Below are 25,180 nucleotides of genomic sequence, written 5' to 3' on the forward strand. Positions count from 1 at the left end.
GGTTACTCTCCAGTCACTTCGCATCCGGCGTGTCAGGAGCAGTCCATGAGAGCAACCACAGCGGGTGTCGTCGGCGCGGCGCTGCTCGCCTCCACGGCCCTCGGCCTCGCCCCCGCCGCGACCGCGGCCCCCGCCCCCGTGCCGAAGGTGTCCGCCGCCGCGGCCCCGGCCGCCGCGTCGGCCCTGCGCTTCGTCGACATCCCCGGCTCCGGCGGCATCACCCTCAAGGCGAACGTCTACACCCCCGGCGGCTACGACGGCTCGCAGCGCTACCCCGTCGTCGTCCTGCCCAGCAGTTGGGCGATCAACGACCTGGAGTACCTCGCCCAGGAGAAACTGCTCGCCGACTCCGGCTATGTCGTGGTCAGTTACACCAGCCGCGGCTTCTGGCTCTCCGGCGGCGAGATCGAGACCGCGGGCCCGCCGGACGTCGCCGACGTCTCGAAGGTCATCGACTGGACCCTCGCCAACACCCCGGCGGACCCGGCGCGGATCGGCATGGCCGGTGTCTCGTACGGCGCCGGGATCGGGCTGCTGGGGGCGGCGCACGACCCGCGGATCAAGGCGGTGGCCGCGCTCAGCGGCTGGGCCGACCTCGTCGAGTCGATCTACCAGGGCCGCACCCCGCACCTCCAGGCGGCGGCCCTGCTCGGCGGCTCCGCGTATCTGACCGGCCGCCCCAGCGCCGAACTCCAGTCGATCCTCGCCAATTTCCTCAGCGCGAACCTGGCGTCGGAGGACACCATGATCGCCTGGGCGAAGCTCCGCTCCCCGCTGACCTACGTGGACCGGCTCAACGCCAACCACACCGCCGTCATGCTCGCCAACGCCTGGGGCGACAGCCTCTTCCCGCCCAACCAGTACGCGGACTTCTACGAGAGGCTGACCGGCCCCAAGCGGCTGGAGTTCCGGCCCGGCGACCACGCCACGGCGGAGGCGACCGGACTGCTCGGGCTGCCCAACGACACCTGGACCGACGCCCGCGCCTGGCTCGACCACTATCTGAAGGGCACCGACAACGGGATCGACCGCCAGCCGCCGGTCCAGCTCACCTCCCGCTCCACCGGGGCCTACGAGGGGTACGCCGACTGGTCCTCGGTGCCGTCGCGGACCGAGAAGCTGGCGCTGGGCGCCAAGGGCGCGCGCACCGGGGCGCTCGGCGGCGACGCGGGCACCGGCTGGCACACCACGATCGGCACCGGCGTGGACTCCGGCGCCGACGGCGGCGTCATCTTCCTGTCCAGCCTGCTCGACCAGTTCGCCAAGGCCCCGCCCACCGCGTCGATCCCGCTGCTGCCGCGCGCCTTCGCCGGGGTGTGGCAGTCGCAGCCGTACGCCACCGCCCAGCACGTGCGCGGCACGAGCGTGCTGCACACCACGCTCACCCCGTCCGCGGCCAACGGCACGGTGATCGCGTACCTCTACGACGTGGACGCGCTCGGCACCGGCAAGCTCGTCGCGCACGCGCCGTACACCTGGATCGGGAAGACGCCGGGGAAGGCGTTCGGCACCGACATCGCGCTCCAGGCGACGGCGTACGACGTACCGGCCGGGCACCGGCTCGCGCTGGTCGTCGACACCGTCGACCCGCTCTACATCGGGGAGAATCCGGCGTTCGCGACGGTGGGCTTCTCCTCCCCGGCCGGCGACCCCTCGACGCTGTCGGTCCCGTTCGACGACAGGTGAACCGCTGAGCGGGACGTCGGGCTCAGATCTCCGGCGGTGTGGCGACCGTGACCGGCACGTCCTTGACCTTGGGGCTGTGCCGTTCACGGCGCGCCAGCCAGTTGGCGAACCACGACAGCAGCATGCACATGCCGATGTAGATCGGCGCGATCACCATCACGACCGGGATGAAGGGCAGGTCGTAGTCGAGGTTGGTGGCGATCAGCTTGCCCGCGTACAGGAACTCCTCGTAGGTGATGAGGTAGCCGAGCGAGGTGTCCTTGAGGGCCACCACGAGCTGGCTGACGATCGCGGGCAGCATCGCGCGGGCCGCCTGCGGCACCAGCACTTGCGCCATCACCTGCGTCTTGCGCATCCCGAGCGCGAAGGCGGCCTCGCCCTGGCCGCGCGGCACGGAGTTGACACCGGCCCTGAACACCTCGGCGAGCACCGAGCCGTTGTACAGCGTCAGGCCGATGACCAGGGCCGTCATCGGCTCCAGCTTGAGAGCGATGAAGATGAAGAAGATCATCACCAGCAGCGGCATCGCGCGGAAGAACTCCACCACCAGCGTGCTGAACCAGCGCACCGGCCGGTGGTCCGAGAGCCGTCCGGCGGCGAAGACCGCGCCGAAGACCAGCGAGAGGACCGCCGCCCAGGCGAACGCCTTCAGCGTGTTGGCCAGGCCCTTGAGCAACAGCCGCTGGATGCCCGCGTAGGCGAAGGGCCGCCACTTCACGGCGGAGAACTGCCCGGTGTCCACCAGCTTGTAGACGACGAAGCCGACCAGCGCGGCGAGCACCGCCGTGGTGAGCCACGCGTACAGCCGGTGCCTGGCCAGCGCCTTGGGCCCCGGAATGTCGTACAGCGCGCTGCTTCCGCTCATCGCGCGACCCCCAGCTTCCGCTCCAGCACGGTGAAGACCGCGCTGATGGTCAACGTGACGATCAGATAGCCGACGGCGATCCAGACGAAGGTCCACACGATGCTGTAGCCCAGTTCGTTGAGCGGCTTGTACGTGCCGAGCAGTTCGGTGACCGAGAAGGACCCGGCGATGGCGGAGTTCTTGGCCAGAGCGATCAGCGTGGAGCCGATCGGCGAGATCACCGCGCGGGCGGCCTGCGGCAGCACCACCAGGCTCAGCGTCTGCGTGAAGGTCATGCCCAGGCTGCGGGCCGCCTCGCCCTGGCCGAGCGGCACGGTGTTGATCCCGGCCCTGACCGCCTCGCAGATGAACGCCGAGGTGTACGCGCCCAGCGCCAGGATCGCGAACACCCGGAAGGGCAGCACGAGTCCGAAGCGCGGCAGGCCGAGCAGCACCGCGAAGAACAGCAGCGTCAGCGGGGTGTTGCGCAGCACCGTCACCCAGGCGGTGCCGAACGCGCGGAGCGCTTTGACGGGCGACACCCGGAATCCGGCGACGATCACCCCGACGACCAGCGAGAGCGCCCCGGCCAGCAGGGTGAGCTGGACGGTGCCCCACAGGCCCTTGCCGAAGAGCGAGTAGTTGTCGGTCAGGACGTTCACGCGGTGTGTCTCCCCCTCAGTACCGGTCGACCGGCGGCGGTACGGGCGCCGGGACCCCGGACAGACCCAGCGTCGCCGCGTACGCCTTCTTCCAGTCGCCGTCGCGCTCGTGCGCCACGATCGCGTCGTCCAGCGCGCCCCGCAGCGCCGTGTCGCCCTTGGCCAGTCCGATGCCGTACGGCTCCTTCGAGAACGGCTTGCCGACCAGCTTCATCTCGTTCGGCGCCTTGGCCGCGTAGCCCAGCAGGATCGAGTCGTCGGTGGTGACCGCGTCGACCTGGTAGGTCAGCAGATTGTCCACGCACACCGAGTACGTGTCGTACGTGACCGGCGTGGCGTCGGGGTAGTCGCGCTCGATCCGCTGGATCGGGGTGGAACCGGCCGCCGAGCAGACCTTCTTGCCCTTCAGGTCCTGCGGCCCGTTGATGTCCTTCTCGTCCTTGCGCACCAGCAGGCCCTGCCCGGCCATGTAGTACGGGCCCGCGAAGCCGACCTGCTTCTTGCGCAGCGCGTTGATGGTGTACGTGCCGACGTAGTAGTCGATCTGGCCGTTGCTCAGGGCGGTCTCCCGGTTGGCGGAGGCGACCGGCTTGTACTGCACGCGGTCGGCCGCGAAACCGAGCGAGGCGGCCATCATCTTGGCGATCTCGATGTCGAAACCGGAGTACGTGCCGGTGGCCGGGTCGCGCTCGCCGAGGTACGGCTGGTCGTCCTTGACGCCGACCACGAGCCTGCCGCGCCGGTGGGCGGCCGACCAGGTGGCGGAGGCGGGCAGCGAGAAGTCGCGGTTGACCCGGTAGGCGGGCAGGGCGTCGGCGCGGGGGCCCTTGGCGGGCGGGCTGCCCTGCTTGCCGCAGCCGGTCACAGCGGTCAGCGCGGCCAGCCCGGTCACCGCGGCCAGCGCCGCGAGACGGGCCACGGCCGCCGGGCGCGCCGGGCGGGCGGGCCGGTGAGTGCGTCGCATGGCGGTCCAGGTGCTGATCAGTGGTGCAGGATCTTGGAGAGGAAGTCCTTGGCGCGCTCGCTGCGCGGCGCGGTGAAGAACTCCTCCGGCACCCGGTCCTCGACGATCCGGCCGTCCGCCATGAAGACCACCCGGTGCGCGGCGGACCGGGCGAAGCCCATCTCGTGGGTGACCACGACCATGGTCATGCCCTCCTCGGCGAGCTGCCGCATCACTTCCAGCACCTCGTTGATCATCTCGGGGTCGAGGGCCGAGGTGGGCTCGTCGAAGAGCATCGCCTTGGGGTTCATGGCCAGTGCGCGGGCGATGGCCACCCGCTGCTGCTGGCCGCCGGACATCTGCGCGGGGAACTTGTCCTCGTGCCCCACCAGGCCCACCCGGTCCAGCAGTTCGCGGGCCTGCCGCTCCGACTCGGCCTTGCCCCGGCCGCGCACCTTGACCGGCGCGAGCATCACGTTCTGCAGGACGGTCTTGTGCGCGAAGAGGTTGAAGGACTGGAAGACCATGCCGACATCGGCGCGGAGCCGGGCCAGCTCGCGGCCCTCGGCGGGCAGCGGCACGCCGTCGATGGTGATCGTGCCCGACTCCACGGGTTCGAGGCGGTTGATGGCCCGGCACAGCGTGGACTTCCCGGAACCCGAGGGACCGATGATCACGACGACCTCGCCGCGGCCGATGGTCAGATCGATGTCCTTGAGCACGTGCAGCGGGCCGAAGTGCTTGTTGACTCCGCGCAGGACGATCAGGGGTTCCCGGGTCATCCGCGCGCTCAGCCCAGCACGCGATGGACGAGGGTGTCGCGTTCGGTCTGCGGGATCGCGGTCCAGCGCATGCCGCGCAGCGCGCCCTCCAGCGCGAGCAGCGTGTGCGTGCAGGCGTCTTCCGGCAGTTCGGGCCGGATCTTCTCGAAGGCGCGGCCGGAGCCCAGCCGTCGCAGTTCGCCCGCGTCGTCGACGCCCGCGCGGCGCAGGCGGTCGGCCAGGACCGACCCGATGTTCGGGAGCTGCTGAAGGGAGTCCACGTCGTGCCTCCGGTACCGAGCTGGTGGGGACTGGTGCGAAAAGGGGGACCTTCGGCGCCATCATGCACGTCCTCTAGTGCCCTGCGCGGCCATCGCGTGGTGACACGCCCTGGACCGCACCCCACTGTGTGGTGATGACCACTGGATCGGGTGACAGCCGCACCGCCGTACGGGCTCAGTCTTCCGACGACTCCGCGAGCACCTGGGACAGTTCGGGGCTGCCGCTCTCGGCCCAGGCGTGGCCGATCGCCACGGTGTCGATCTCGCGGCCGGACGCGAGCCGCACCACGGGCTGGCCGTTGGGCAGGATCTCCCACGCCGCGTCGGGGACCGTGAGCACCATGACGGTGCCGAGGTAGAGACCCGCGTCGTTGCCGAGGTCCGACAGCACCTCTTCGTCGTCCCGCCAGCTCGGCGCCAACTGGTCGAGGGCGGCGAGCGATTCGGGGGTGTCGTCCAGGTCCACCCCGTCGTCGGCGGCGCGGGCGCGCAGCAGTTCGCACTCGCCGAGCAGTTCCGCGACGCCGGTCGCGTCGGGGGCGCCGTCGGTGTACACGGCGAAACCGCGGGCGACGCCGTGTCTTCTGCGCCACTTGCCGATCAGGGGGATGTCCATGCGGTCAGCGTCGCACCTGCCGTGCCGCCGCGACCACAGGCGCGCGTGCCGGGACCGGCCGCCGGAGCGCCCCCGCGCGCCGCGGCGGCCCCCGGTCAGACCTCCAGGTCCACCACGACCGGCGCGTGGTCGGAGGCGCCCTTGCCCTTGCGCTCCTCGCGGTCCACGTACGCGTCGCCGACGGCCTTGGCGAACGGCTCGTTCCCGTACACCAGGTCGATCCGCATCCCGCGGTTCTTGGGGAAGGCGAGCTGCCGGTAGTCCCAGTACGTGTACGGGCGGTCGTACTTCAGCGGGCGCGGCATCACATCGGTGAGGCCGGTCTCGCGCAGGGCGGCCAGCGCGGCGCGCTCGGGGGCGGTGACATGCGTCTGGCCCTCGAAGACCGACAGGTCCCACACGTCCTCGTCCACCGGCGCGACATTGAAGTCGCCGAGCACCGCGAAGGGCCGCGGACCGGCCGCGTCCTGCGCGACGGCGGCGCGCAGCGCCTCGAACCACTGGAGCTTGTACGCGTAGTGCGGGTGGTCGACCTCACGGCCGTTGGGCACGTAGACCGACCAGAGACGGACCGCGCCGCAGGTCGCGGAGACCGAACGCGGCTCGTGCACGCCCTCCCAGTCGGGTCCGCCGGGCAGGCCCTCGACCACGTCCTCCAGGCCCACACGGGAGACCAACGCCACCCCGTTCCACCTGCCGGTGGCGTGCACCGCCGACTCGTACCCCAGCTCGCGCAGCTCGTCGCGCGGGAACTGCTCGGCGGTGCACTTGGTCTCCTGGAGGCACAGGACGTCGGTGCCGCTGCTCTCCAGCCAGGCGAGGAGCCGCGGAAGGCGGGCGGTGATCGAGTTGATGTTCCAGGTCGCGATGCGCATGCTCCCCAACCTAACCGGTGGGTCCGACAGTGACCCGGTGGCGGCGCTGCTACGCCTGCGTGCTGTCGCCGGGCGCCAGCCGTACGTGGTCGGCGCCGCCGAGGCCGCCGATCTGCGTGTCGTAGATCGGCCGGGCCAGGTCGGTCAGCAGCGCGTCGTGCACGTCGATGGCGCGGCGCGGCTTGACCTCGCGGACGTAGTCGATGACCTCGGAGATCTTGCTCCAGGGAGCCTGCACGGGCAGCAGCAGGGTGTCCACGGCGGTGCCGGGCAGGGTCAGCGCGTCACCGGGGTGGAAGAGCGAACCGTCGATCAGGTAGCCGACGTTGGTGATCCGCGGGATGTCCGGGTGGATCACGGCGTGCAGCTCGCCGTGCACCTGGACGTCGAAGCCCGCGGCGGTGAAGGTGTCGCCGTCGCCGACGGTGTGCACGCGGCCGGGGAAGGCCGCGGAGACCTCGTCGGCCACCGCGCGCAGGGTCCACAGCTCCGCGCCCGGATTGGCTTCGAGCCCGGCGCGCAGCCGGTCGGCGTTGAAGTGGTCCAGGTGCTCGTGCGTGACCAGGATGACGTCGGCGCCGACCGCCGCGTCCTCCTCGCTGAAGGTGCCCGGATCGATGACGAGCGTGCGCCCGTCCTTCTCCAGCCGGATGCAGGCGTGGCGCTTCTTCGTGAGCTTCACAGGGTCCGTCCTCGGCAGCGCGTTCTGGCTTCTCTGGTTCTCGGGTGCTGGGGTGCTGGGGTGCTGGGGTTCTCGGATGCTGGGCGTTTCGGATGCTGGGCGTTTTCCGGTACGCCTCCATCTTGCTACGGGTGCGCCCCGGTCTCCTGCCGGATCACCGTACGCGCGGTGTCCACCGCGGCCCTGGCGGCGGGCAGGCCGCAGTAGAGCGCGGTGTGCAGCAGGACCTCCTCGATCTCCGCCGGGGTCAGGCCGTTGCGCAGCGCCGCCCTGGTGTGGTCGGCCAGCTCCTCCAGCCTGCCGGTGGCGGTCAGCGCGGTCAGCGTCACGCAGCTCCTGGTGCGCCGGTCGAGGCCGGGCCGCGACCAGACCTCGCCCCAGGCGTAGCGGGTCAGGAAGCTGTCGAAGTCGGCGCCGAAGTCCTCGGCGCGGGCCAGCGCCTGGTCGACCTCCGCGTCACCGATCACCTCGCGCCGTATCCGCAGCCCTTCCTCGTACGTGTCGGGCGCCACCGCGGCGGGCGGCGCGGCGACGGCCTGCGGCGGTACGACGGGGGCCGGGGGTACGGCGACGGAGCCGGTCGACACGGACACCGGCTCGGTCCACACGCTGCCGAAGTGCGTCGCCAGCAGGTCGCCGACGGCCACGGGCTCCTCGACGGGCGCCAGGTGGCCGGTGGCCGGGACGACCGCGAGCCGGGCGTCCGGTATTCCGGCGACCAGCAGTCGGGCGTCGGCGGGCGGGGTCTCGGTGTCGTCGGCGCCCGCCACCACCAGCGTCGGCACCTTGATGCTGCCGAGCGCGTCCCGGATGTCGAAGGCGGCCAGCGCCTCGCACCCGGCGATGTAGCAGTCCGCGTCGGTGGTCCTGACCATCTGCACGGCCCAGTCGGTGATCGCGGGCTGGGTGGCGAGGAAGGGGCCGGTGAACCAGCGCTCGGGGCTGGCCAGCGCCGTGCGGTCCAGGCCGTTGGCGCGGACCACGACGCCGCGCTGCCGCCACACGTCGGCGGTGGCGTACCGCGCGGCGGCCGAGACCAGGGCGAGCGCGGCGACCCGGTCGGGGCGCAGCAGCGCGAGCCGGGCGCCGATGGCGGCGCCGAGCGAGCAGCCCGCGTAGCCGAAGGTGTCGACGCCCTCGTCGTCCAGGACGGCGAGCAGCCGGGCGGCCAGGTCGTCGACCGATGCCGCGGGATGCGCGGGCGCGCCGCCGTGGCCCGGCAGCTCGTAGCGCAGCACCCGCCACTGCTCGGTGAGCGCCGGGAGCTGCCGGTCCCACATGTGCCAGGTGGCGCCGAGGGCCGGGCCCAGGATCAGGACGGGGGCGTCGGCCGGGCCGTCGAAGCGGTGCTGAAGGGGGGGCCGCGGGTCCAGATCGCCGTCGGTCGAGTCGCTCATCGCCTCACGCTACCGAGTGGAGTGTGTGCTTCCGAAATCCGAGTGGCCCGCTTCCGCGGGCCCGCGAGGACTGTCATGGGCCATCGTTGTCATCGCCCCTGACATCGGCGCCCCGCCGCCGTCATCCCTTGAAGCCGTGCCGGAAGTTGACGGTGGAGACCGCGTACACCGTGGGGACGTCCGGGTCGGTGAGGTCCACCACGATGTTGCGGTCCGGTTTGTCGCCGGCCTGGTGCATGCTGACGCCCACATACGTGCGGCCGGTGAGGAAGTCCCAGCCCGCCGTCCTGGCCTGCGCGGCGGTGATCGCGTCCTTGCCCCCGCGCAGCACGTTCCGGGCGCTGCCGACCTGCGCGAGGAAGGTGTCCAGGCCGCCGGAGGTGGTGGTGAACTGGACGTACAGCGCGCTGGTGTCCCAGGAGTTGGTCTCCAGGTAGCCGGGGCCAGTGGTGCCGTCGGGGAAGGGCAGTTGGTATATCTGCCGCTGGAGGATGGTCGGAACGGCCAGCTCCAGATGGCTGAGGGCCGCCTCCTTCTGCTTGGTGACCCCGCTGTCCCGGCTCTGCTCGGCGGAGATCAGCACGTACCCGATCGGTACGAGGACGAGCAGCGGGACGACGGTCCAGCGGACCCAGCGCGGCGGGTTCCGCGGCGGCGGTGCGAGCCGCGCCCGGCCCGCGTCGCCGTCCGCGGGCGGTCCCCCGTCGGACTCGGGGCCCGGCTCCAGGGTGTCCTGGTCGAAGGGTGTGGTGGTCACGACTGGGCTCCCTGCCGTCCGTAGACCCGGCCGTAGCGTTCGTACCGCTCGACGCGGCGGCGGGTGGCGCGGCGGAAGCGGCGGGCGACCAGCCGGGCCAGGTCGGCGGCGCCGACCATACCGGCCTCGGGGCCCAGTTCGGCCTTGGCGATCCGCGCCTCCGGCCGGTAGCCGCGGCCGGTGAGATTGCGCCGGAAGGCGTCCCTGGCCGGGTTGATCAGCAGGTCGTCGGCGGCGCTGACGCCGCCGCCGATGACGAAGCAGGACGGGTCGAGGGCGGCGGCGAGGTTGGCGATGCCGATGCCCAGCCACTGGCCGATGTCCTGGAACAGCTCGACGCACATCGCGTCGCCCTCGCGGGCCAGCTCGGTGATCAGCGGTCCGGTGATCTCGCTGATGCTGCCGCCGACCCGGTCGATGATCCCGTAGGCGACCGGGGAATCCGCGGCGGCCATCTCGCGGGCCTCCCTGACCAGCGCGTTCCCCGAGCTGTACTGCTCCCAGCAACCGCGGTTGCCGCAGGCGCAGCGGTGGCCGCCCTGCACCACCTGCATATGACCGAACTCGCCAGCGACGCCGTAGCGGCCCCTCTTGACCTGGCCGTCCTCCAGGATCGCGCCGCCGATGCCGGTGCCGAGGGTGATCATCACCAGGTCGGCCTCGCCGCGCCCGGCGCCGAAGCGCCACTCGGCCCAGGCCGCGGTGTTCGCGTCGTTGTCGACCATGACGGGGACCAGCAGGCGCTCGGCGAGCCGGTCGCGCAGCGGCTCGTCGCGCCAGGACAGGTGCGGGGCGAAGAGCACCCGCGAGCGGTCGGCGTCGACCCAGCCCGCCGCCCCGATGCCGACCGCGTGCACGTCGTGCCGCTCCGACAGGTCCAGGACCAGCTCGACGATGGTGTCCTCGACGACCTTGGGGCTCTTGGACTTGTCGGGCGTCTCGGTGCGGATCTTCTCCAGGATCACCCCGTCCGCGTCGACCACCCCGGCCATCACCTTGGTGCCGCCGATGTCGATACCGACGGTGGGGACGCGGGGCGCGGTCAGATGCGAGCGCCTCTCGCGGCGGCCGACGGTCTGGAGCACCGTCGCCCTGGCGGCGCCGCCGCGGTACACACGTTCACGATTGGCACTCAAGCGGAGGTCTCCGGGTCGGTCGCCGGTGGTGTGGTGGTCGTCCGGCGCATCAGTTCGTGGGTCAGCTCGTCCAGCTCGCTGCCCCCGGCCATCTCTCGGGTCAGCTCGTCCAGCGTAATGTCCTTCTTCAGGTGGCTGCCCGACATCGCGCCTCGCTTGAGCAGAATGAACCGGTCACCGACCAGATACGCGTGGTGCGGATTGTGCGTGATGAGTACCACACCGAGCCCCGCGTCGCGCGCGGCGGCCACGTATTTCAGCACCACACCCGACTGCTTGACGCCGAGGGCGGCCGTCGGCTCGTCCAGGACCAGCACCTTCGCGCCGAAGTGCACGGCGCGGGCGATGGCCACGCACTGGCGCTCGCCGCCGGACAGGGTGCCGATCGGCTGGTCGACGTCGCGCAGGTCGATGCCCATCCGCAGCAGCGCCTGGTGGGTGGTGGCGCGCATGGCGGCCACGTCGAGCCTGCGCAGCGGGCCGCGGCCGAGGGTGGGCTCGGAGCCGAGGAAGAAATTCCGCCAGACCGGCATCAGGGGGACCACAGCCAGGTCCTGGTAGACGGTGGCGATGCCGCGGTCGAGCGCCTCGCGCGGCGAGCTGTGCCGTACGTCCTCGCCCTCGATGGCGTAGCGGCCCGTGTCGTGCTGGTGCAGCCCGGCGATGATCTTGATGAGGGTGGACTTGCCCGCGCCGTTGTCGCCGAGGACGCAGGTGATCTCGCCCGCGCGCACTTCGAGGGAGACGTCCCGCAGCGCGCGGACGTTCCCGTACGACTTGGAGACGTCGGTCAGCTCGACCAGCGGGGCGCCGGCGGGCGCGGGGACCTTGCCGAGGACGGGTTCTGCGCTCATGCCGCGGCCTCCGCCCGCTTGCGGACCCAGGCGTTCAGCAGCGTCGCGAGCAGCAGCATCGCGCCGAGGAAGAACTTGAACCAGTCCGGATTCCACTGGGCGTACACGATGCCCTTGTTGGTCATGCCGAAGATGAACGCGCCGACCGCCGAGCCGATGGCGCTGCCGTATCCGCCGGTCATCAGGCAGCCGCCGATGACGGCCGCGATGATGTACAGGAACTCGTTGCCGACGCCCTCGCCCGACTGCACCACGTCGAACGAGAACAGCAGGTGCTGTCCCGAGATCCAGGCGCAGAAGGCGACCGCCATGTACAGGCCGATCTTGGTACGGGCGACGGGGACGCCGACCGCGCGGGCCGCGTCCGCGTTGCCGCCCGCGGCGAAGATCCAGTTCCCCGCGCGGGTGCGCAGCAGCACCCAGGTGGCCACGGCGACCAGGCCGAGCCACCACAAGATGGTGACCTGGAGGTCGACGGAGCCGATCGTCCAGTGCGAGGCGAACAGGTCGCGGGCGGTCGGGAAGCCCTCCATGTCGGCGATCGTCTTGGTGGAGACAGTGCCGCTGATGAGCTTGGTGAAGCCCAGATTGAGGCCGGTGAGCATCAGGAAGGTGCCCAGCGTGATGATGAAGCTGGGCAGTTTGGTGCGCACGAGCAGGATGCCGTTGAAGAAGCCGATGGCGAGGGTGACCAGCAGCGACACCCCGACGCCGACCCAGACGTTCGCGGTCATCTGGTAGCTGAACATCGAGGAGACCAGCGCGGAGCTGGTCACCAGGACACCGGCCGACAGGTCGAACTCGCCGCCGATCATCAGCAGCGCCACGGGGACGGCCATGATGCCGATCGTGGAGGACGCGTACAGCACCGTGCCGAGGCTGGACGCCCGCAGGAAGGCGTCGGCGACGACGGAGAAGAAGACGAAGACGGCGACCGCGCCGACGACGGAGCCCAGCTCGGGCCTGGCCAGCAAGGCGCGCACGACGGATCTCGGCGCCAGCCGCTCGTCGTCCACCGGGCTCACCAGCAGGTCGGGGGCGCCGCCGTCCGGGGTGCGCGTGCTCTGCCCGCTCAACGGGTGCCCCGCTTGGTGTACGACAGCAGGGCTTCCGCGTCGTCCTTGGTGACGATCTGCGGCCCGGTCAGGACGGGCTGGCCGCCGCCGAGGGTGTCGCCGTTGTAGCGGTACAGCCACAGCAGGTCGATCGCCTCGTAGCCCTGGAGGTACGGCTGCTGGTCGACCGCGAAGCCGATGGTGCCCGCCTTGAGGGAGGCGGCGACCTGCGCGTTCAGGTCGAAGGTGTCGACCTCGGCGGAGGAGCCCGCCTGGTCCTTGGCCTTGACCGCGGTGGCCGCGAAGGGCGCGCCGAGGGTGACGACGGAGTCGATGCTCTTGTCGGCCTGGAGCTTGGCCTGGACGGCGGACTGCACGTCGGGCATGTTCGTGCCGTCGACGTAGAGGTTGTCCATCGTCCCGGAGAAGGTGGCCTTGGCGCCCGCGCAGCGCTGCTCGTGGCCGACGTTGCCCTGCTCGTGGAGTACGCACAGGGCGTGCTTCCTGCCGCGCTTGTTCAGCTCGTCGCCGACCGCGCGGCCCGCGATGGTCTCGTCCTGGCCGATGTGGCCGAGCGTGCCGAATTCCTTGGACTCCTGCGAGCCGGAGTTGATCGTGATGACCGGGATACCGGCCTTCTCCGCCTTGAGCACGACGGCCTTCATCGCGTCGGGCTTGGCGAGCGTGACGATCAGCCCGTCCACGTGCTGGTCGATGGCGGCCTGGACGAGCTGCGACTGCTCGTTGGCCTGGTCGCTGTTGGAGTAGAGGAACTTGATGTTGTCCTTGTCGGCGGCCTGCTTGGCGCCGCTCTGGACGATGTCCCAGAAGGTGTCGCCCGCGCCGGAGTGGGTGACCATCGCGAAGGTCCAGTGCGGGGTGTTGACGGCGGAGCCGTTGGCCGCGGCCTGCTTGGCCCGGTCCTCCGCGCGCTTGCCGCCGGTGCTGCTGCACCCGGCCAGGCAGACCGCGCCGAGCACCGCCGCCGTCAGCGCGCCCACCACCCGTGTTCCCGCCCTTGCCATCGCCACGAGGCCCTGCCTTTCCCTGCGGTTCCTGTTACTGCCGGGATGAGAGTGTTGCGAGCGACCATCCCGGCGGCCCAAGTATCCGTCAAGGGGTACGGCGCGATGCCCGGCGGGCCGGTGCGGCGGGTTGGCGGGGGTGCGGTAGAGGGCGCCTTCCCGGGGCCGGCGAGGGGGTCCGTACGCGGTCGGCGGGCGTCTTCGCACCGGTCCTGCCTCAGGCTCTGACCAGCAGCCGGAACTCGAAGGTGTAGCGCGAGGCCCGGTACAGATGGGAGCCGAACTCGATCGCGCGGCCCCGGTCGTCGTACGTGGTGCGCTGCATCGTCAGCAGCGCCGCGCCCGGCGGCTCGGCCAGCAGCCGGCTCTCCTCGGCCGTGGCCGCGCGGGCCCCCACGGTCTGCTCCGCGCTGTGCAGGGTGATGCCGTGGTGCCGCATCAGCGCGTACAGACCGTTGGTCTCCAGCTCGCCGGTGGCCGGTTCCAGCAGGTCGCAGGGGAGGTAGTTGCACAGGTACGCCATCGGCTCGCCGTGGGTGAGGCGCAGCCGGTGCACGACGGCGACCTGGCAGGACTCCGGCAGGCCCAGGGCGGCGGCGACCGCGGCGGGCGCGGGCCCGCGGGCGTTCGCGAGCACCCGGGTGCTGGGGTGCCGGCCCGCGGCGAGCAGGTCGTCGTACAGGCTGCTCAGTTCCAGCGGGCGGGCGACATGGCTGTGCACCACCTGGGTGCCGACGCCCCGGCGGCGCACCAACAGGCCCTTGTCGACCAGCGACTGGATGGCCTGCCGGACGGTCGGCCGGGACAGGCCGAGCCGCGCGGCCAGCTCTATCTCGTTGCCGAGCAGGCTGCCGGGGGCGAGCGCGCCCTCTTCTATGGCGGCTTCGAGCTGCCGGGCGAGCTGGAAGTAGAGCGGTACGGGGCTGGCGCGGTCGACGGCCAGCCGCAGATCGCGGTGGACGGGCCGGGCCTGCGGGCGCCCACGGCCGGGCGGCACGGCTTCGCGGCCTGGTTCGTGCGGGGGTGCGTGCGTGGGCTCCTGCTTGGGCACGGAGGGAGCGTATCGGCCACCCATGATCACCGGAAGTCCTTATGTCCGGACAAAGCGTTGACAGGGGGCGGGCGGCGCGGGAGGTTGGGACAGCGCGCACGTCTCCCGCGGTGAAGGGGCAAGTAGCAGCTATGCGGATCGGACTCATCGGCGCCGGGCGGATCGGCTCCTTCCACGCCGCCACGCTGGCCGCCCACGAGGACGTCGACGAGGTGACGGTCGCCGACACCGAGGCGGTACGCGCCCGGCAGGTCGCCGCGTCGGTCGGCGGGCGCGCGGCCCTTTCGGTGGACGCGCTCTTCGACAGCGCGCCGGACGCCGTCGTCATCGCCTCCGCCACCGCGTCGCACGCCGCGCTGATCACCCGCGCCGCCCGCGCCGGTGTCCCCGCCTTCTGCGAGAAGCCGGTGGCGCTCGACCTCGCCGGTACGGTGGCGGCGCTCGACGCCGTCGAGGCCGCGGGCGCCGTGCTCCAGATCGGCTTCCAGCGGCGCTTCGACGCCGGGTACCGCGCGGCGCGCGAGGCCGTACGGGCGGGCAGGGTGGGCCGGCTGCACACCGTGCGCACCGTCACCTCTGACCCGGCGCCGCCGCCGGCCGCGTACGTCCCGCTCTCCGGCGGCCTCTACCGCGACTGCCTCATCCACGACTTCGACGTGCTGCGCTGGGTCACCGGCCGAGAGATCACCGAGGTGTACGCGGCGGGCGCCAACGGCGGCGACGACTTCTTCCGCGCGGCGGGCGACGCCGACACCGCGGCGGCGCTGCTCACCCTGGAGGGCGGTGTCCTCGCGACGGCGACGGCGACCCGCTACCACGGCGCGGGGTACGACGTCCGGATGGAACTGGCCGGGACCGACGACCAGATCGCGGTGGGCGTCGGCCCGCGGACGCCCTTGCGCTCGATGGAGCCGGTCGCGGTCGCGGCGCTGCCCACGGCGCCCTGGCCCGGCTTCCTCGACCGTTTCGCCGCCGCCTACCGGGCCGAACTGGCCGCCTTCCTGCGCGTCGTACGCGGCCTGGAGCCGAATCCCTGCGAGGGTCGGGAGGCGTTGCGCGCGCTGCTCGTCGCCGAGGCGTGCGAGGTCTCGCGCCGCGAGAGACGTCCGGTGACGGTCGCCGACGTGGGCATGCGCGTACGTGAGGGCGACGTGAGCGGAGTGGTGGCGTGAGCCGGGCAGGACGGCGGCGCCCGCGGGGCGGGTCCACGGGACACCGGAGGTGGTGACGGCATGAAGCGGGAGCGGATCGCGGGGGCGCCGATTTCCTGGGGTGTGTGCGAAGTGCCCGGCTGGGGGCACCAGTTGACGCCCGAGCGGGTGCTGGCGGAGATGACGGAGCTGGGCATCACCGCCAGTGAGTTCGGTCCCGACGGCTTTCTGCCGGGGCCGCTGCTGGCCGCCCGCGGCGTCACCGCGGTCGGCGGCTTCGTGCCCGCCGTGCTGCACGATCCCGGCCACGATCCGCTGCCGGACATCCGGGCCGACCTCGACCGTTTCACCGCCGCGGGCGCGCGCACGCTCGTCCTGGCCGCGGCCACCGGGCTCGACGGCTACGACGAACGTCCCGCCGTGTCGGCCGACGGCTGGCGCACCCTGCTGGACCGGCTCGACGCCGTCACCGACCTCGCCGCCTCGCTCGGCGTCACCGCCGCCCTCCACCCCCATGTCGGAACCGTCGTCGAAGGGCCCGCCGAGGTCGACCGCGTCCTCGACGGCAGCCGGATCGGGCTCTGCCTCGACACCGGGCACCTCCTCATCGGCGGCACCGACCCGGTGGCCCTCGCGCGCCGGGCCGCCTCCCGCGTCACGCACGTCCACCTCAAGGATGTCGACCCCGCCGCCGCCGACGCCGTCCGGGACGGCCGCACCACCTACACCTCCGCCGTCCAGCAGGGCCTCTACCGCCCCCTCGGCCAGGGCGGCCTCGACCTCAGCGCCCTCATCACCCACCTCGAATCCGCCGGCTACCCCGGCTGGTACGTCATGGAGCAGGACACCGTCCTCACCGCCCCCCCACCCCCCGGCCAAGGCCCCCTCCCCGCCATCCGCGCCTCCCTCCACTGGCTCACCCACCAATGACCTCCCCCACCGACAAGAGCCACATCTCCCCGCTCCCTGAGGGCGGGGCGTATGACGTGGTGACGTTGGGGCGGGTGGGGGTGGACCTTTATCCCGAGCAGAGCGGGGTGGGGCTCGCGGAGGTGCGGACGTTCGCGAAATCGCTCGGCGGGACGGCCGGAAACGTGGCGGTGGCAGCGGCCCGCCTCGGGCTGCGAACGGCCGTGCTGACGGGCGTGGGTGACGACCCGTTCGGCACGTACGTCCGCACGGCGCTCAAAGGCTTCGGCGTGGACGACAAGCTGGTCACGACCGTGCCCGGGGTGCAAACCCCCGTCGTGTTCTGCGAGTTGTTCCCGCCCGACGACTTCCCGATCTACTTCTACCGGCGCCCGGTCGCGCCCGACCAGTGCCTCGAACCGGACACGCTGGACCGCGCGGCGGTCAGGACGGCGCGGGCCCTGTGGATCACCGGCTCGGCCCTGGCGGTGGAACCGACGCGCTCGACCGTCTTCGCGGCGCTTGACGCCCGCGAGGGCGGCGAGGTGTGGTTCGACCTGGACTGGCGCCCCGGCTTCTGGGAGGACCCGGCGCAGGCCCCCGCGCTGTACGCCCGCGCGCTGGCGTACGCGACGGTGGCCGTCGGCAATCTGGACGAGACGGAGATCGCGGTCGGCAGCCGCGACCCGGAGACGGCCGCCGGGCTGCTGCTGCGGCGCGGCGTGCGGACGGCGGTCGTCAAGCAGGGCCCGGCCGGAGTGCTGGGCAGAACCGCCCGCGAGCAGCACTCGGTGCCGCCGGTCCCAGTGAAGGCCGTCAACGGCCTCGGGGCCGGTGACGCCTTCGGCGGAGCCCTGTGCGCGGGCCTGCTGTCCGGGGAGCCGCTGCCCGACGTGCTCCGGGCGGCCAACGCGGCCGGTGCCCTGGTCGCCTCCCGCCTGGCGTGCGCCGACGCGATGCCGACCCGCCGGGAGATCGACGAGCTGCTGCGCGAGCCCGCGCCACCCCCCGTGCTCGCGCCACCCACCGCGCCCGCCACACCCGGCACGCCCGCCGCGCCCGCCGCGCCCGCCGAAGGAGTTGAGCCCCAGTGACCCATCTGGCCGCCGGCACCGCGGCAAAGGACGGCTTCGACCTGTGGGTGGATCCGGCCGTCGCGGGCTGGTCATACTCGTCCCTGCGGACCCTGACCCTGCCGCCGGGCGCCCTGCGCCGCTTCGCGGCCGGGGACAGCGAGTGGATCGTGCTGCCGCTGGCGGGCGGCTGCGCGGTGACGGTGACGCAGGCCGACGGCACCGAGGCCGCCTTCGAACTGCGCGGCCGCGTCAGCGTGTTCAGCGGCGTCAGCGACTTCGCGTATGTGCCGCGTGACGCGGAGGTCACCGTCGTCAGCCCCGGCGGCAGCCGCCTGGCGCTGGCGGGGGCGCGCTGCGAGCGGCGGCTGCCCGCGCGGTACGGCCCGGCCTCCGCGGTGCCGGTCGAGCTGCGCGGGGCGGGCGGCGCGAGCCGCCAGGTCAACAACTTCGCGGCGGCGGGCGTCTTCGCCTGCGACCGGCTGATCGCGGTGGAGGTGCTGACACCGGGCGGCAACTGGTCGTCGTTCCCGCCGCACAAGCACGACGAGGCGGGCCCGCACGAGTCGGTCCTCGAAGAGATCTACTACTACGAGTTCGGCGGCGGCCCGGCCGCGCTGGGCTACCAGCGCGTCTACCCCTCCCCCGCAGGTGCCACCGACGTCCTCGCCGAAGTCCGCACCGGCGACGCGGTGTTGATCCCCGACGGCTGGCACGGCCCGAGCATGGCGGTCCCCGGCTACGACATGTACTACCTGAACGTGATGGCGGGCCCCGGCGCCGAACGGGCCTGGCTGATCAGCGACGACCCGGCACACTCGTGGGTCCGCGCGTCATGGGCGGACCAACTCCCCGACCCCCGGCTGCCGTTGTACGAGGCGCCGGTCACGAAGCAGGAGGGCGGCACCGTATGAGCGTCAGACTCACCGTCGCACAGGCCCTCGTCCGGTTCCTGTCCGTCCAGTTCACCGAGCGGGACGGCGTGCGCCACCGGTCGGTGGCCGGGATGTGGGGCATCTTCGGGCACGGCAATGTCGCGGGCGTCGGCCAGGCGCTGCTGGCGGCCGGGCCCGAGGCGATGCCGTACCACCAGGGGCGCAACGAGCAGGCGATGGTGCACGCGGCCGTCGGCTACGCCCGGACCCGGCACGGGCTCTCGGCGATGGCGTGCACGACGTCGATCGGTCCCGGCGCGACCAATCTCGTCACGGGCGCGGCGCTCGCGACGATCAACCGGGTGCCGGTGCTGCTGCTCCCCGGTGACGTCTTCGCGACCCGCCCCGCCGACCCGGTCCTCCAGCAGCTCGAAGTGCCCTGGGCGTACGACATCACCGTCAATGACGCGCTGCGGCCGGTGTCGCGCTGGTTCGACCGGATCTGGCGGCCCGAGATGCTGCCCGCCTCGCTGCTCCAGGCGATGCGGGTGCTGACCGACCCCGTCGACACGGGCGCGGTGACGCTGGCGCTGCCGCAGGACGTGCAGGCGGAGGCGTACGACTGGCCGGACGAGCTGTTCCGCGAGCGGGTCTGGCAGGTGCGGCGGCCCGTGCCGGACGCGGACGCGGTGGCCGAGGCCGCCGCCCTGCTGCGCGGCGCGCGTCGGCCGCTGATCGTCGCGGGCGGCGGGGTGCGGATCTCCGAAGCGGCGCCCGCGCTGGCCGAGTTGGCGGCGGCGACCGGCATCCCGGTGGCCGAGACGCAAGGAGGCAAGGGCGCGCTGCGGTGGGACCATCCGCAGGCGCTCGGCGGCATCGGGCACACTGGTACGGCGCCCGCCGACGCGGCGGCGCGGGAGGCCGACGTGGTGCTCGGCGTCGGCACCCGCTGGACGGACTTCACCACGGCGTCCGGTGCGCTCTTCGCGCCCGACGCGCGCTTCGTCAGTCTCAACATCGCCTCTTTCGACGGCCACAAGATGGCCGGACTGGCGCTCGTCGGCGACGCTCGGGCCGGAATCGCCGCCCTGGCCGCCGAGTTGACGGGCCATCAGGCACCGGGGCGGACCCCCGACGCGCGCCGGGCGCTGGCCGACTGGCGCGCCCGTACGGACGCGGCCTTCGGTGACGGCGGCGGCGAGGGACCGCCGTCGCAGAGCGAGGTCGTCGGGGCGCTGGACGCGGTGCTGCACGACCGGGACGTGGTGGTCAACGCGGCCGGTTCCCTCCCGGGTGACCTGCACAAACTGTGGCGGGCGCGGGACGTGGGGCAGTATCACGTCGAGTACGGCTTCTCCTGCATGGGGTACGAGATCCCGGCCGCGATCGGCGTGAAGCTGGCGGCGCCCGACCGCGAGGTGTTCGCGCTCGTGGGCGACGGCACGTACTTGATGCTGCCGACGGAGGTCGTGACCGCCGTCCAGGAGGGCGTCCCGATCAATGTGGTGATCGTCCAGAACCACGGATACGCCTCCATCGGGGGCCTGTCCGAGCAGGTCGGCGCCGAACGCTTCGGCACCGCCTACCGGTTCCGCGCCCCTGACGGGTCCTTCGCGGGCGAGCCGCTGCCGGTGGACCTCGCGGCCAACGCCGCCAGCCTCGGCCTCGAGGTCTTCACCGCCCGTACGGCCAAGGAGTTGCGCGCCGCGCTGGCCGCCGCCCGCGAGTCGCCCCGGGCGACGGCCGTGTACGTCGAGACCGACCCCGCGCGGCCCGGACCCGGCGCCGAGGCGTGGTGGGACGTCCCGGTCGCCGAGGTGTCGGACCGCCCGGCCACGCGGGCCGCCCGCGAGACGTACGACCGGGCGCGCCCGGCGCCCGGGACCCGGCCCCGTCTTTAGGGCCTGTCCGCGGGGCCCTGGGCCGGGCCGTCGCATGCGACGGGCGGGATCGGCACGCCCTTGCGGGCGAGCAGCGACTTGAGGGACTGAATGATCGGGAAGACCTCGTTGTTGAGGTCGGCGCCCTGGCTCTCGTAGGCGCGCTGTTCCGCCTCGACGATGACGCGGTCCTGGCCGAAGATGCCCTCGGTGAAGAGCGTGATGACCGGCCACAGCAGGTGGATCACGCCGGGGACCGGGGGTTTTTGGATCATGATCAGACCGTAGGTGTGATTGTGGTGCTGGGCCTGGTCGGTGGGCATGTAGGCGTTCCACAGGTCGAGGGCCGGGGGCTCCTCGCGCTTGCCGTCGGTCCAGTAGCGCAGCGTCTGGTACGGGTAGCCGGTGCGGATCGTCATCAGGTCCGCGTACTTGTCGTCGTTGCCGCTGCCGATGATCAGGCGCTCGCCGAGGGACTGCTTGCCCTCGGTGCGCGAGAAGGAGTAGTCGGCCTCCAGCCAGTCCTCGCCCTCGCGGACGTCCAGCAGTTTGGCCCGGATCCGGCCCATCAGACTGCGGTGCAGGAACTGGTGGTTCATGTCCATCAGGTTCTCGTGCATGAACGAGTAGTGGCAGGCGATGTCCCGGTCGAGCACGCGCGTCTTGTACCGGCGGTCGGCGTACGAGGGCAGTTCCGGCATCGGCGTGACCTCGGCCAGTTCCTGATCGCCGGGGAAGACGAAGACGAATCCGTACGCCTCTCGGCACGCGTAACTGCGCACGCCGTTGGGCAGTTTCCGCTTCCGGTCCAGATAGGGGATGTTCACGCACGCGCCCGTGCGGTCGTACGTCCAGCAGTGGTAGCCGCAGAGCAGCCGCTCGTCCTTCACCACGCCCATGCTCAGCGGGACCTGGCGGTGGGCGCAGCGGTCCTCCAGGGCGTACGGCGCGCCCTTCTCCGGCCGGACCAGGACGATCTCCGTCCCGGCGTACTTCACGGCCAGCGTCTTGCCGCTCTTGAGGTCGCGGGACCGGGCGAGCGGATACCAGAAGTCCGGGTCGAGTCCGGTCGTGCGGGTGGTGGGGACGTCCTCCTCCGGTGCCACGTCGCGGTATTTGCGCAATGGGGGCTTCGTCTGCGGGAGCGTCATACCAGAAATACGAACGTACCGGTCAGTACGTTCGCGTGGCGGCCTCACCAAATCGTCATGACTTGGTCAAGTCCGCGTCCACACGTAGATTTCCGGTGCCGATGTCGTGATCATCTCCGGGACCGGCGGCGGAATTCCGCCGGGCCCGGCACGGGGACCGGCGGCACGGAACATCACTGGGGGCAGATGTGGACTGGGGAACGCTCGTCGCGACGCTCAGCGGCGGTGGCATCGCCATTTCCGGCACCGTGCTCGCCGACCATTTGCGCCGCCGCCACGAGGACGGCCGGGGCACCGACGCGCGGCGCCGGGCGGTCTACATCGACTTCATCAGCGCCACCGGGGTCTGCCACGCGGGCCTGCGCCGGATCGCCCAGAATCCGGGCGCGGAGCCGGACGTGGACGCCGCGTCGCGCGCCGCGCTCGACGACGCCGGGATCTACGAGGCGCGCGAGCGGCTCTTCATCGACGCCTCCACCGCCGTCGCGGGCGCGGGCCAGGCGATGTTCGAGCACCTGCGCGCCGTTCAGCGGGCGGTCGCGGCGGGGGCCGCTTCGACGTCCGTCGCCTTCCACGACGTCTATCACCCCTATCTCGGCGCGGTGTGGACCTACCGGGTGGCCGTGCGCAGGGAGTTGGAAGGTCTTTCCCTTTCACCGGAGGCTTTCGGCTGGTCCGAGTGGGACGGCAAGGACCGGTGCCCGATCTGCCGGGCCGCGCTCGGCGCGAGCTGATGACCCCGCTCGGCGCGAGCTGATTCCGGAACGGGCACACGGCGCGGCCCGCGTACACCCGACATGCCGTAAAGGCATTATCAGGACAGAAATTGGCGTTCTTTCGCCCGCGCGGCAACCTGTGCGCGCTCGCGTCCCTGTTCGCAGGTAGACCCAACCGCACCTGGACGCGAGGAATTCGATGACGCATACCCAAGGCAGCCGACGTCTCAGGCGCTCGGCTCTCGTGGCCGCGGCGGCTTTCGCCGTGGTCGCGGGCGGCGTCGGCGCCGCACCCGGCGCCGGAGCGGCGACGCCCGTGACCCCCAAGCTGAAGCTGGTGGCCGCCTCCACCTCGGTCACCGCTGACCGCTACGACGGCGACACCGGCGTCTACCTGGACCTCGGCGCGTACCTCACCGCCGACAAGGCGCCGTTCGAACTCCGCGTGACCCGTAAGTCGTACAAGGACCCGGTGGTCGTCGCGCAGGTGACGCGCGGCGGCTCGAAGACGGTCACGAAGAAGCTGCCCGCCGGGCTGGTCAAGGACTTCGCCGGGCTGCCGGGCTTCCTCCAGGTGACCATCACCGACAGCAAGGGCGTGAAGGTCGCGAGCACCAGCGACACCTTCTGCCCGAACTCCGCGTCGGGCCGCATCCGTCCGGACGCCCCGGCCACCTCGCCGTACCCGGACGGCTGCTCCGACAACCCGTTCACGCTCGGCTCGGTGTGGGGCGTCCAGAAGGGCTGGGCCGCGGCGGCCTCGCAGGGCATCGGCCCGGACGGCGGGGTCGACCTGAAGGCCGGCACGTACACCGCGAAGATCTCCGTGGCGAAGAAGTACCGGGACGTGTTCGGGATTCCGAACGACCAGCCGACGGTGAAGGTGACCGTGCGGACCGTGCAGGACGGGTCGGGCGCGGCGCGGTCGCGGATGTCGGCCGCGCTGCCGGGCGGACAGCCGCGCGCGGTCTCCGTGCCGGGCACGCTCAGGGCCGCCGCGCACCGGCCGACGGGCGCCGCGGGCGTGCCGTCCAACGTGCCGAAGCCGGACCTGCGGGCGCTGCCCGCGTACGGCATCGCGATCACCGACGGCAGCGACGGCGGTGAGGGCGACACCCCGGCCACCGGCACCGACTACCTGGCCTTCAGCGCCACCGTGTGGGACGCGGGCCCGGCGCCGCTGGTCGTGGACGGCTTCCGCACTCCCGGCAAGGAGAAGATGGACGCCTACCAGTACTTCTACGACGCCAAGGGCAAGCAGGTCGGCTACACGCCCACCGGCACCATGGAGTGGGACCCGCGCGTCGGCCACCAGCACTGGCACTTCTCGGACTTCGCCAGCTACCGGCTGCTGAGCTCCGACAAGAAGTTGATCGTCCGCAGCGGCAAGGAAGCCTTCTGTTTGGCCAACACCGACGCCATCGACTACACGGTGAAGAACGCCAACTGGCACCCGAACAACACCGATCTGGCGACCGCCTGCGGTGAGCACAGCGCGCTGTCGGTGCGCGAGGTGCTGGACGTCGGCAACGGCGACACGTACTCGCAGTACCGCCCGGGCCAGTCCTTCGACATCAGCAAGCTGGCGAACGGCACGTACTACATCCAGGTGATCGCCAACCCCGACCACCGGCTCAAGGAGAGCAGTTACGGCAACAACGTGGCGCTGCGCAAGGTGATCCTGGGCGGCACGCCGGGGCACCGCACGGTCAAGGTGCCCGCGTACGAGCTGGTCAACGCGCCCTGATCCAGCGCGCGTTGACCGTCCGGGGTCCGGCCGCCTCCCCTCCTCGCGGCCGGGCCCCTCTTCCGGGTCCTTCGCGTCCTTCGTGCCCTTCGCGTCCTTCGCGCGCGGGCCGCGGGCTAGGGTGACGTGATGGTCGAGATTCCCGAGGACTTCGCGCGCGGCACGGTGGCGCGGGAGGCGGGCCGGGGCCGCGAGTGGATCGCCGGGCTGCCGACGCTCGTCGACGAACTGCTCCAGCGCTGGGACTGCGTACCGGAGGCGGCCGTCGTCCACGGGCAGGTCGGCGTGGTGGTGCCCGTACGCGACGGCGAGGGCCGGTCCGCCGTCCTCAAGGTCTCCTTCCCCCACCCCGGGAACGTCCACGAGCCGGACGCCTTCGCCGTGTGGCGCGGGCGCGGCGCCGTCCGGCTGTACGCGCGCGACGACGCGCGGTTCGCGATGCTGCTGGAGCGGGCCGAGCCGCGCTCGCTCGCCGAAGTCCCCGACGTGGACGAGGCGGTGGCCCTCGCGGGCGCCCTGGCGCGGCGGCTGGCCGTGCCCGCGCCCGCCGAACTGCCCAGGCTGCGCGACCAGGCGGAGCCCTGGGCGACCGAACTGCGCGCGGACCTCGCCGAGTTGGCGCAGCCGCTGCCCGCCCGTACCGTCGACGCCGCGCTCGCCACCCTCGCGGAGTTGGGCCCCGACCAACCGGACACCCTCGTCCACGGCGACCTGCACTTCACCAATGTGCTGGCCTCCGCACGCGAGCCGTGGCTGGCCATCGACCCCAAGGGGTACGTCGGCGACCCGGCGTACGACACGGCCACGCTGCTGCGCGGCCGCTACGAGGACCTGCTGGCCGCGCCCGACCTCAAGGCGGCCCTGCTGCGCCGCGTCGCGGTCTTCGCCGACGCGGCCGGGATCGACCGCGAACGGGCCCGCCGCTGGGCGCAGTACCGCGCGGTGACGGCCGCCGTGTGGGGGCGGCGGCATGGTGATCCGGACTGGGTGGTGCGGGCCACGGATGTCCTGGCGGACCTGCTCGTCTGAGGGCCGGGATCACCGATGCCGGGG

Annotated in this window: 25 protein-coding genes; 9 read left to right on the plus strand and 16 right to left on the minus strand. The window is 72.2% G+C overall.

Translation table 11 applies throughout. The features are described from left to right. Positions 1 to 45: 45 nt before the first annotated feature. Complete coding sequence (locus ACIO6U_RS16500; RefSeq protein WP_401719536.1) at positions 46 to 1,686, plus strand: CocE/NonD family hydrolase; 1,641 nt, start codon at positions 46 to 48, stop codon at positions 1,684 to 1,686. A gap of 22 nt (positions 1,687 to 1,708) precedes the next feature. Here the strand turns inward: ACIO6U_RS16500 and ACIO6U_RS16505 are convergent, their stop codons facing one another. From ACIO6U_RS16505 to ACIO6U_RS16575, 15 genes are all read right to left on the minus strand, one after another. Beyond that, on the minus strand, positions 1,709 to 2,551 hold the full coding sequence (locus ACIO6U_RS16505; protein ID WP_401311582.1) for an amino acid ABC transporter permease: 843 nt from the start codon (positions 2,549 to 2,551) through the stop codon (positions 1,709 to 1,711). Beyond that, positions 2,548 to 3,192, minus strand: coding sequence for an ABC transporter permease subunit (locus ACIO6U_RS16510; RefSeq protein ID WP_391049513.1), 645 nt, complete (start codon positions 3,190 to 3,192; stop codon positions 2,548 to 2,550). The genes ACIO6U_RS16505 and ACIO6U_RS16510 overlap by 4 nt, the downstream gene beginning before the upstream one ends. 16 nt (positions 3,193 to 3,208) lie before the next feature. Beyond that, a complete protein-coding gene (locus tag ACIO6U_RS16515; protein WP_401719540.1) occupies positions 3,209 to 4,156 on the minus strand; it encodes a glutamate ABC transporter substrate-binding protein in 948 nt (315 codons plus the stop codon). A 17-nt stretch (positions 4,157 to 4,173) separates the two neighbouring features. Next, positions 4,174 to 4,917, minus strand: coding sequence for an amino acid ABC transporter ATP-binding protein (locus ACIO6U_RS16520; RefSeq protein ID WP_188285421.1), 744 nt, complete (start codon positions 4,915 to 4,917; stop codon positions 4,174 to 4,176). 8 nt (positions 4,918 to 4,925) lie between these two features. Next, a complete protein-coding gene (locus ACIO6U_RS16525; protein ID WP_188285422.1) occupies positions 4,926 to 5,177 on the minus strand; it encodes a TfoX/Sxy family DNA transformation protein in 252 nt (83 codons plus the stop codon). Positions 5,178 to 5,352: 175 nt separating this feature from the next. Continuing rightward, positions 5,353 to 5,793 carry a DUF6278 family protein gene (locus tag ACIO6U_RS16530; RefSeq protein WP_355339062.1) on the minus strand — a complete coding sequence of 147 codons (441 nt, stop codon included), beginning with the start codon at positions 5,791 to 5,793 and terminating at the stop codon, positions 5,353 to 5,355. Between the two features lie 95 nt (positions 5,794 to 5,888). After that, positions 5,889 to 6,668: an exodeoxyribonuclease III gene (locus tag ACIO6U_RS16535; RefSeq protein WP_355339059.1), complete on the minus strand. Its 780-nt coding sequence runs from the start codon at positions 6,666 to 6,668 to the stop codon at positions 5,889 to 5,891. Positions 6,669 to 6,717: 49 nt separating this feature from the next. Continuing rightward, entirely contained in the window at positions 6,718 to 7,350 is a 633-nt protein-coding gene (locus tag ACIO6U_RS16540; RefSeq protein ID WP_391049508.1) for an MBL fold metallo-hydrolase, read from the minus strand. A gap of 125 nt (positions 7,351 to 7,475) precedes the next feature. Further along, positions 7,476 to 8,747, minus strand: coding sequence for an alpha/beta fold hydrolase (locus tag ACIO6U_RS16545; protein ID WP_391049506.1), 1,272 nt, complete (start codon positions 8,745 to 8,747; stop codon positions 7,476 to 7,478). A 121-nt stretch (positions 8,748 to 8,868) separates the two neighbouring features. Next, entirely contained in the window at positions 8,869 to 9,504 is a 636-nt protein-coding gene (locus ACIO6U_RS16550) for a hypothetical protein (RefSeq protein WP_401719546.1), read from the minus strand. Then, positions 9,501 to 10,640 carry an ROK family glucokinase gene (locus ACIO6U_RS16555; RefSeq protein ID WP_355339048.1) on the minus strand — a complete coding sequence of 380 codons (1,140 nt, stop codon included), beginning with the start codon at positions 10,638 to 10,640 and terminating at the stop codon, positions 9,501 to 9,503. The genes ACIO6U_RS16550 and ACIO6U_RS16555 overlap by 4 nt, the downstream gene beginning before the upstream one ends. Next, entirely contained in the window at positions 10,637 to 11,494 is an 858-nt protein-coding gene (locus tag ACIO6U_RS16560; protein WP_401719550.1) for an ATP-binding cassette domain-containing protein, read from the minus strand. The genes ACIO6U_RS16555 and ACIO6U_RS16560 overlap by 4 nt, the downstream gene beginning before the upstream one ends. Continuing rightward, a complete protein-coding gene (locus ACIO6U_RS16565) occupies positions 11,491 to 12,525 on the minus strand; it encodes an ABC transporter permease (RefSeq protein ID WP_391163763.1) in 1,035 nt (344 codons plus the stop codon). Before ACIO6U_RS16565 ends, ACIO6U_RS16560 begins: the two co-directional genes overlap by 4 nt. Positions 12,526 to 12,566: 41 nt before the next feature. Further along, positions 12,567 to 13,574, minus strand: a complete 1,008-nt coding sequence (locus ACIO6U_RS16570) for a sugar ABC transporter substrate-binding protein (protein WP_401311800.1) — start codon at positions 13,572 to 13,574, stop codon at positions 12,567 to 12,569. A gap of 217 nt (positions 13,575 to 13,791) precedes the next feature. Then, positions 13,792 to 14,625 carry a UTRA domain-containing protein gene (locus tag ACIO6U_RS16575; protein WP_391049502.1) on the minus strand — a complete coding sequence of 278 codons (834 nt, stop codon included), beginning with the start codon at positions 14,623 to 14,625 and terminating at the stop codon, positions 13,792 to 13,794. Positions 14,626 to 14,756: 131 nt separating this feature from the next. Here ACIO6U_RS16575 and ACIO6U_RS16580 point away from each other — a divergent pair, with 131 nt between their 5' ends. From ACIO6U_RS16580 to iolD, 5 genes are read left to right on the plus strand one after another with little or no spacing between them, the layout of a single operon-like run. Further along, entirely contained in the window at positions 14,757 to 15,797 is a 1,041-nt protein-coding gene (locus tag ACIO6U_RS16580) for a Gfo/Idh/MocA family oxidoreductase (protein WP_355339043.1), read from the plus strand. Positions 15,798 to 15,857: 60 nt separating this feature from the next. Then, positions 15,858 to 16,706, plus strand: coding sequence for a TIM barrel protein (locus tag ACIO6U_RS16585; protein ID WP_355339040.1), 849 nt, complete (start codon positions 15,858 to 15,860; stop codon positions 16,704 to 16,706). Then, complete coding sequence (iolC, locus tag ACIO6U_RS16590) at positions 16,703 to 17,779, plus strand: 5-dehydro-2-deoxygluconokinase (RefSeq protein WP_401719555.1); 1,077 nt, start codon at positions 16,703 to 16,705, stop codon at positions 17,777 to 17,779. Before ACIO6U_RS16585 ends, iolC begins: the two co-directional genes overlap by 4 nt. Beyond that, positions 17,776 to 18,672, plus strand: coding sequence for a 5-deoxy-glucuronate isomerase (gene iolB, locus ACIO6U_RS16595; protein WP_401719558.1), 897 nt, complete (start codon positions 17,776 to 17,778; stop codon positions 18,670 to 18,672). The genes iolC and iolB overlap by 4 nt, the downstream gene beginning before the upstream one ends. Further along, positions 18,669 to 20,534 (plus strand): 3D-(3,5/4)-trihydroxycyclohexane-1,2-dione acylhydrolase (decyclizing), encoded by a 1,866-nt coding sequence (iolD, locus tag ACIO6U_RS16600; protein ID WP_401719560.1) that lies wholly within the window; start codon positions 18,669 to 18,671, stop codon positions 20,532 to 20,534. The genes iolB and iolD overlap by 4 nt, the downstream gene beginning before the upstream one ends. Here iolD and ACIO6U_RS16605 read toward each other — a convergent pair. Continuing rightward, a complete protein-coding gene (locus ACIO6U_RS16605) occupies positions 20,531 to 21,664 on the minus strand; it encodes a Rieske 2Fe-2S domain-containing protein (protein ID WP_401719563.1) in 1,134 nt (377 codons plus the stop codon). The two genes, iolD and ACIO6U_RS16605, sit on opposite strands and share 4 nt — an antisense overlap. A 188-nt stretch (positions 21,665 to 21,852) precedes the next feature. On the opposite strand from ACIO6U_RS16605, the gene ACIO6U_RS16610 reads away from it, so the two are divergent. The 3 genes from ACIO6U_RS16610 (at position 21,853) to ACIO6U_RS16620 (ending at position 25,156) form a co-directional block, all read left to right on the plus strand. Next, positions 21,853 to 22,398, plus strand: coding sequence for a CchlQ (locus tag ACIO6U_RS16610; RefSeq protein ID WP_188285437.1), 546 nt, complete (start codon positions 21,853 to 21,855; stop codon positions 22,396 to 22,398). Between the two features lie 181 nt (positions 22,399 to 22,579). Next, positions 22,580 to 24,127, plus strand: a complete 1,548-nt coding sequence (locus ACIO6U_RS16615) for a lysyl oxidase family protein (RefSeq protein ID WP_401719566.1) — start codon at positions 22,580 to 22,582, stop codon at positions 24,125 to 24,127. A 129-nt stretch (positions 24,128 to 24,256) separates the two neighbouring features. Beyond that, a complete protein-coding gene (locus tag ACIO6U_RS16620; RefSeq protein ID WP_401719569.1) occupies positions 24,257 to 25,156 on the plus strand; it encodes an aminoglycoside phosphotransferase family protein in 900 nt (299 codons plus the stop codon). The last annotated feature ends 24 nt before the right edge of the window (positions 25,157 to 25,180 follow it).

Source organism: Streptomyces sp. NPDC087422 (genome assembly GCF_044744145.1).
In the GTDB taxonomy this organism is placed as follows: domain Bacteria; phylum Actinomycetota; class Actinomycetes; order Streptomycetales; family Streptomycetaceae; genus Actinacidiphila.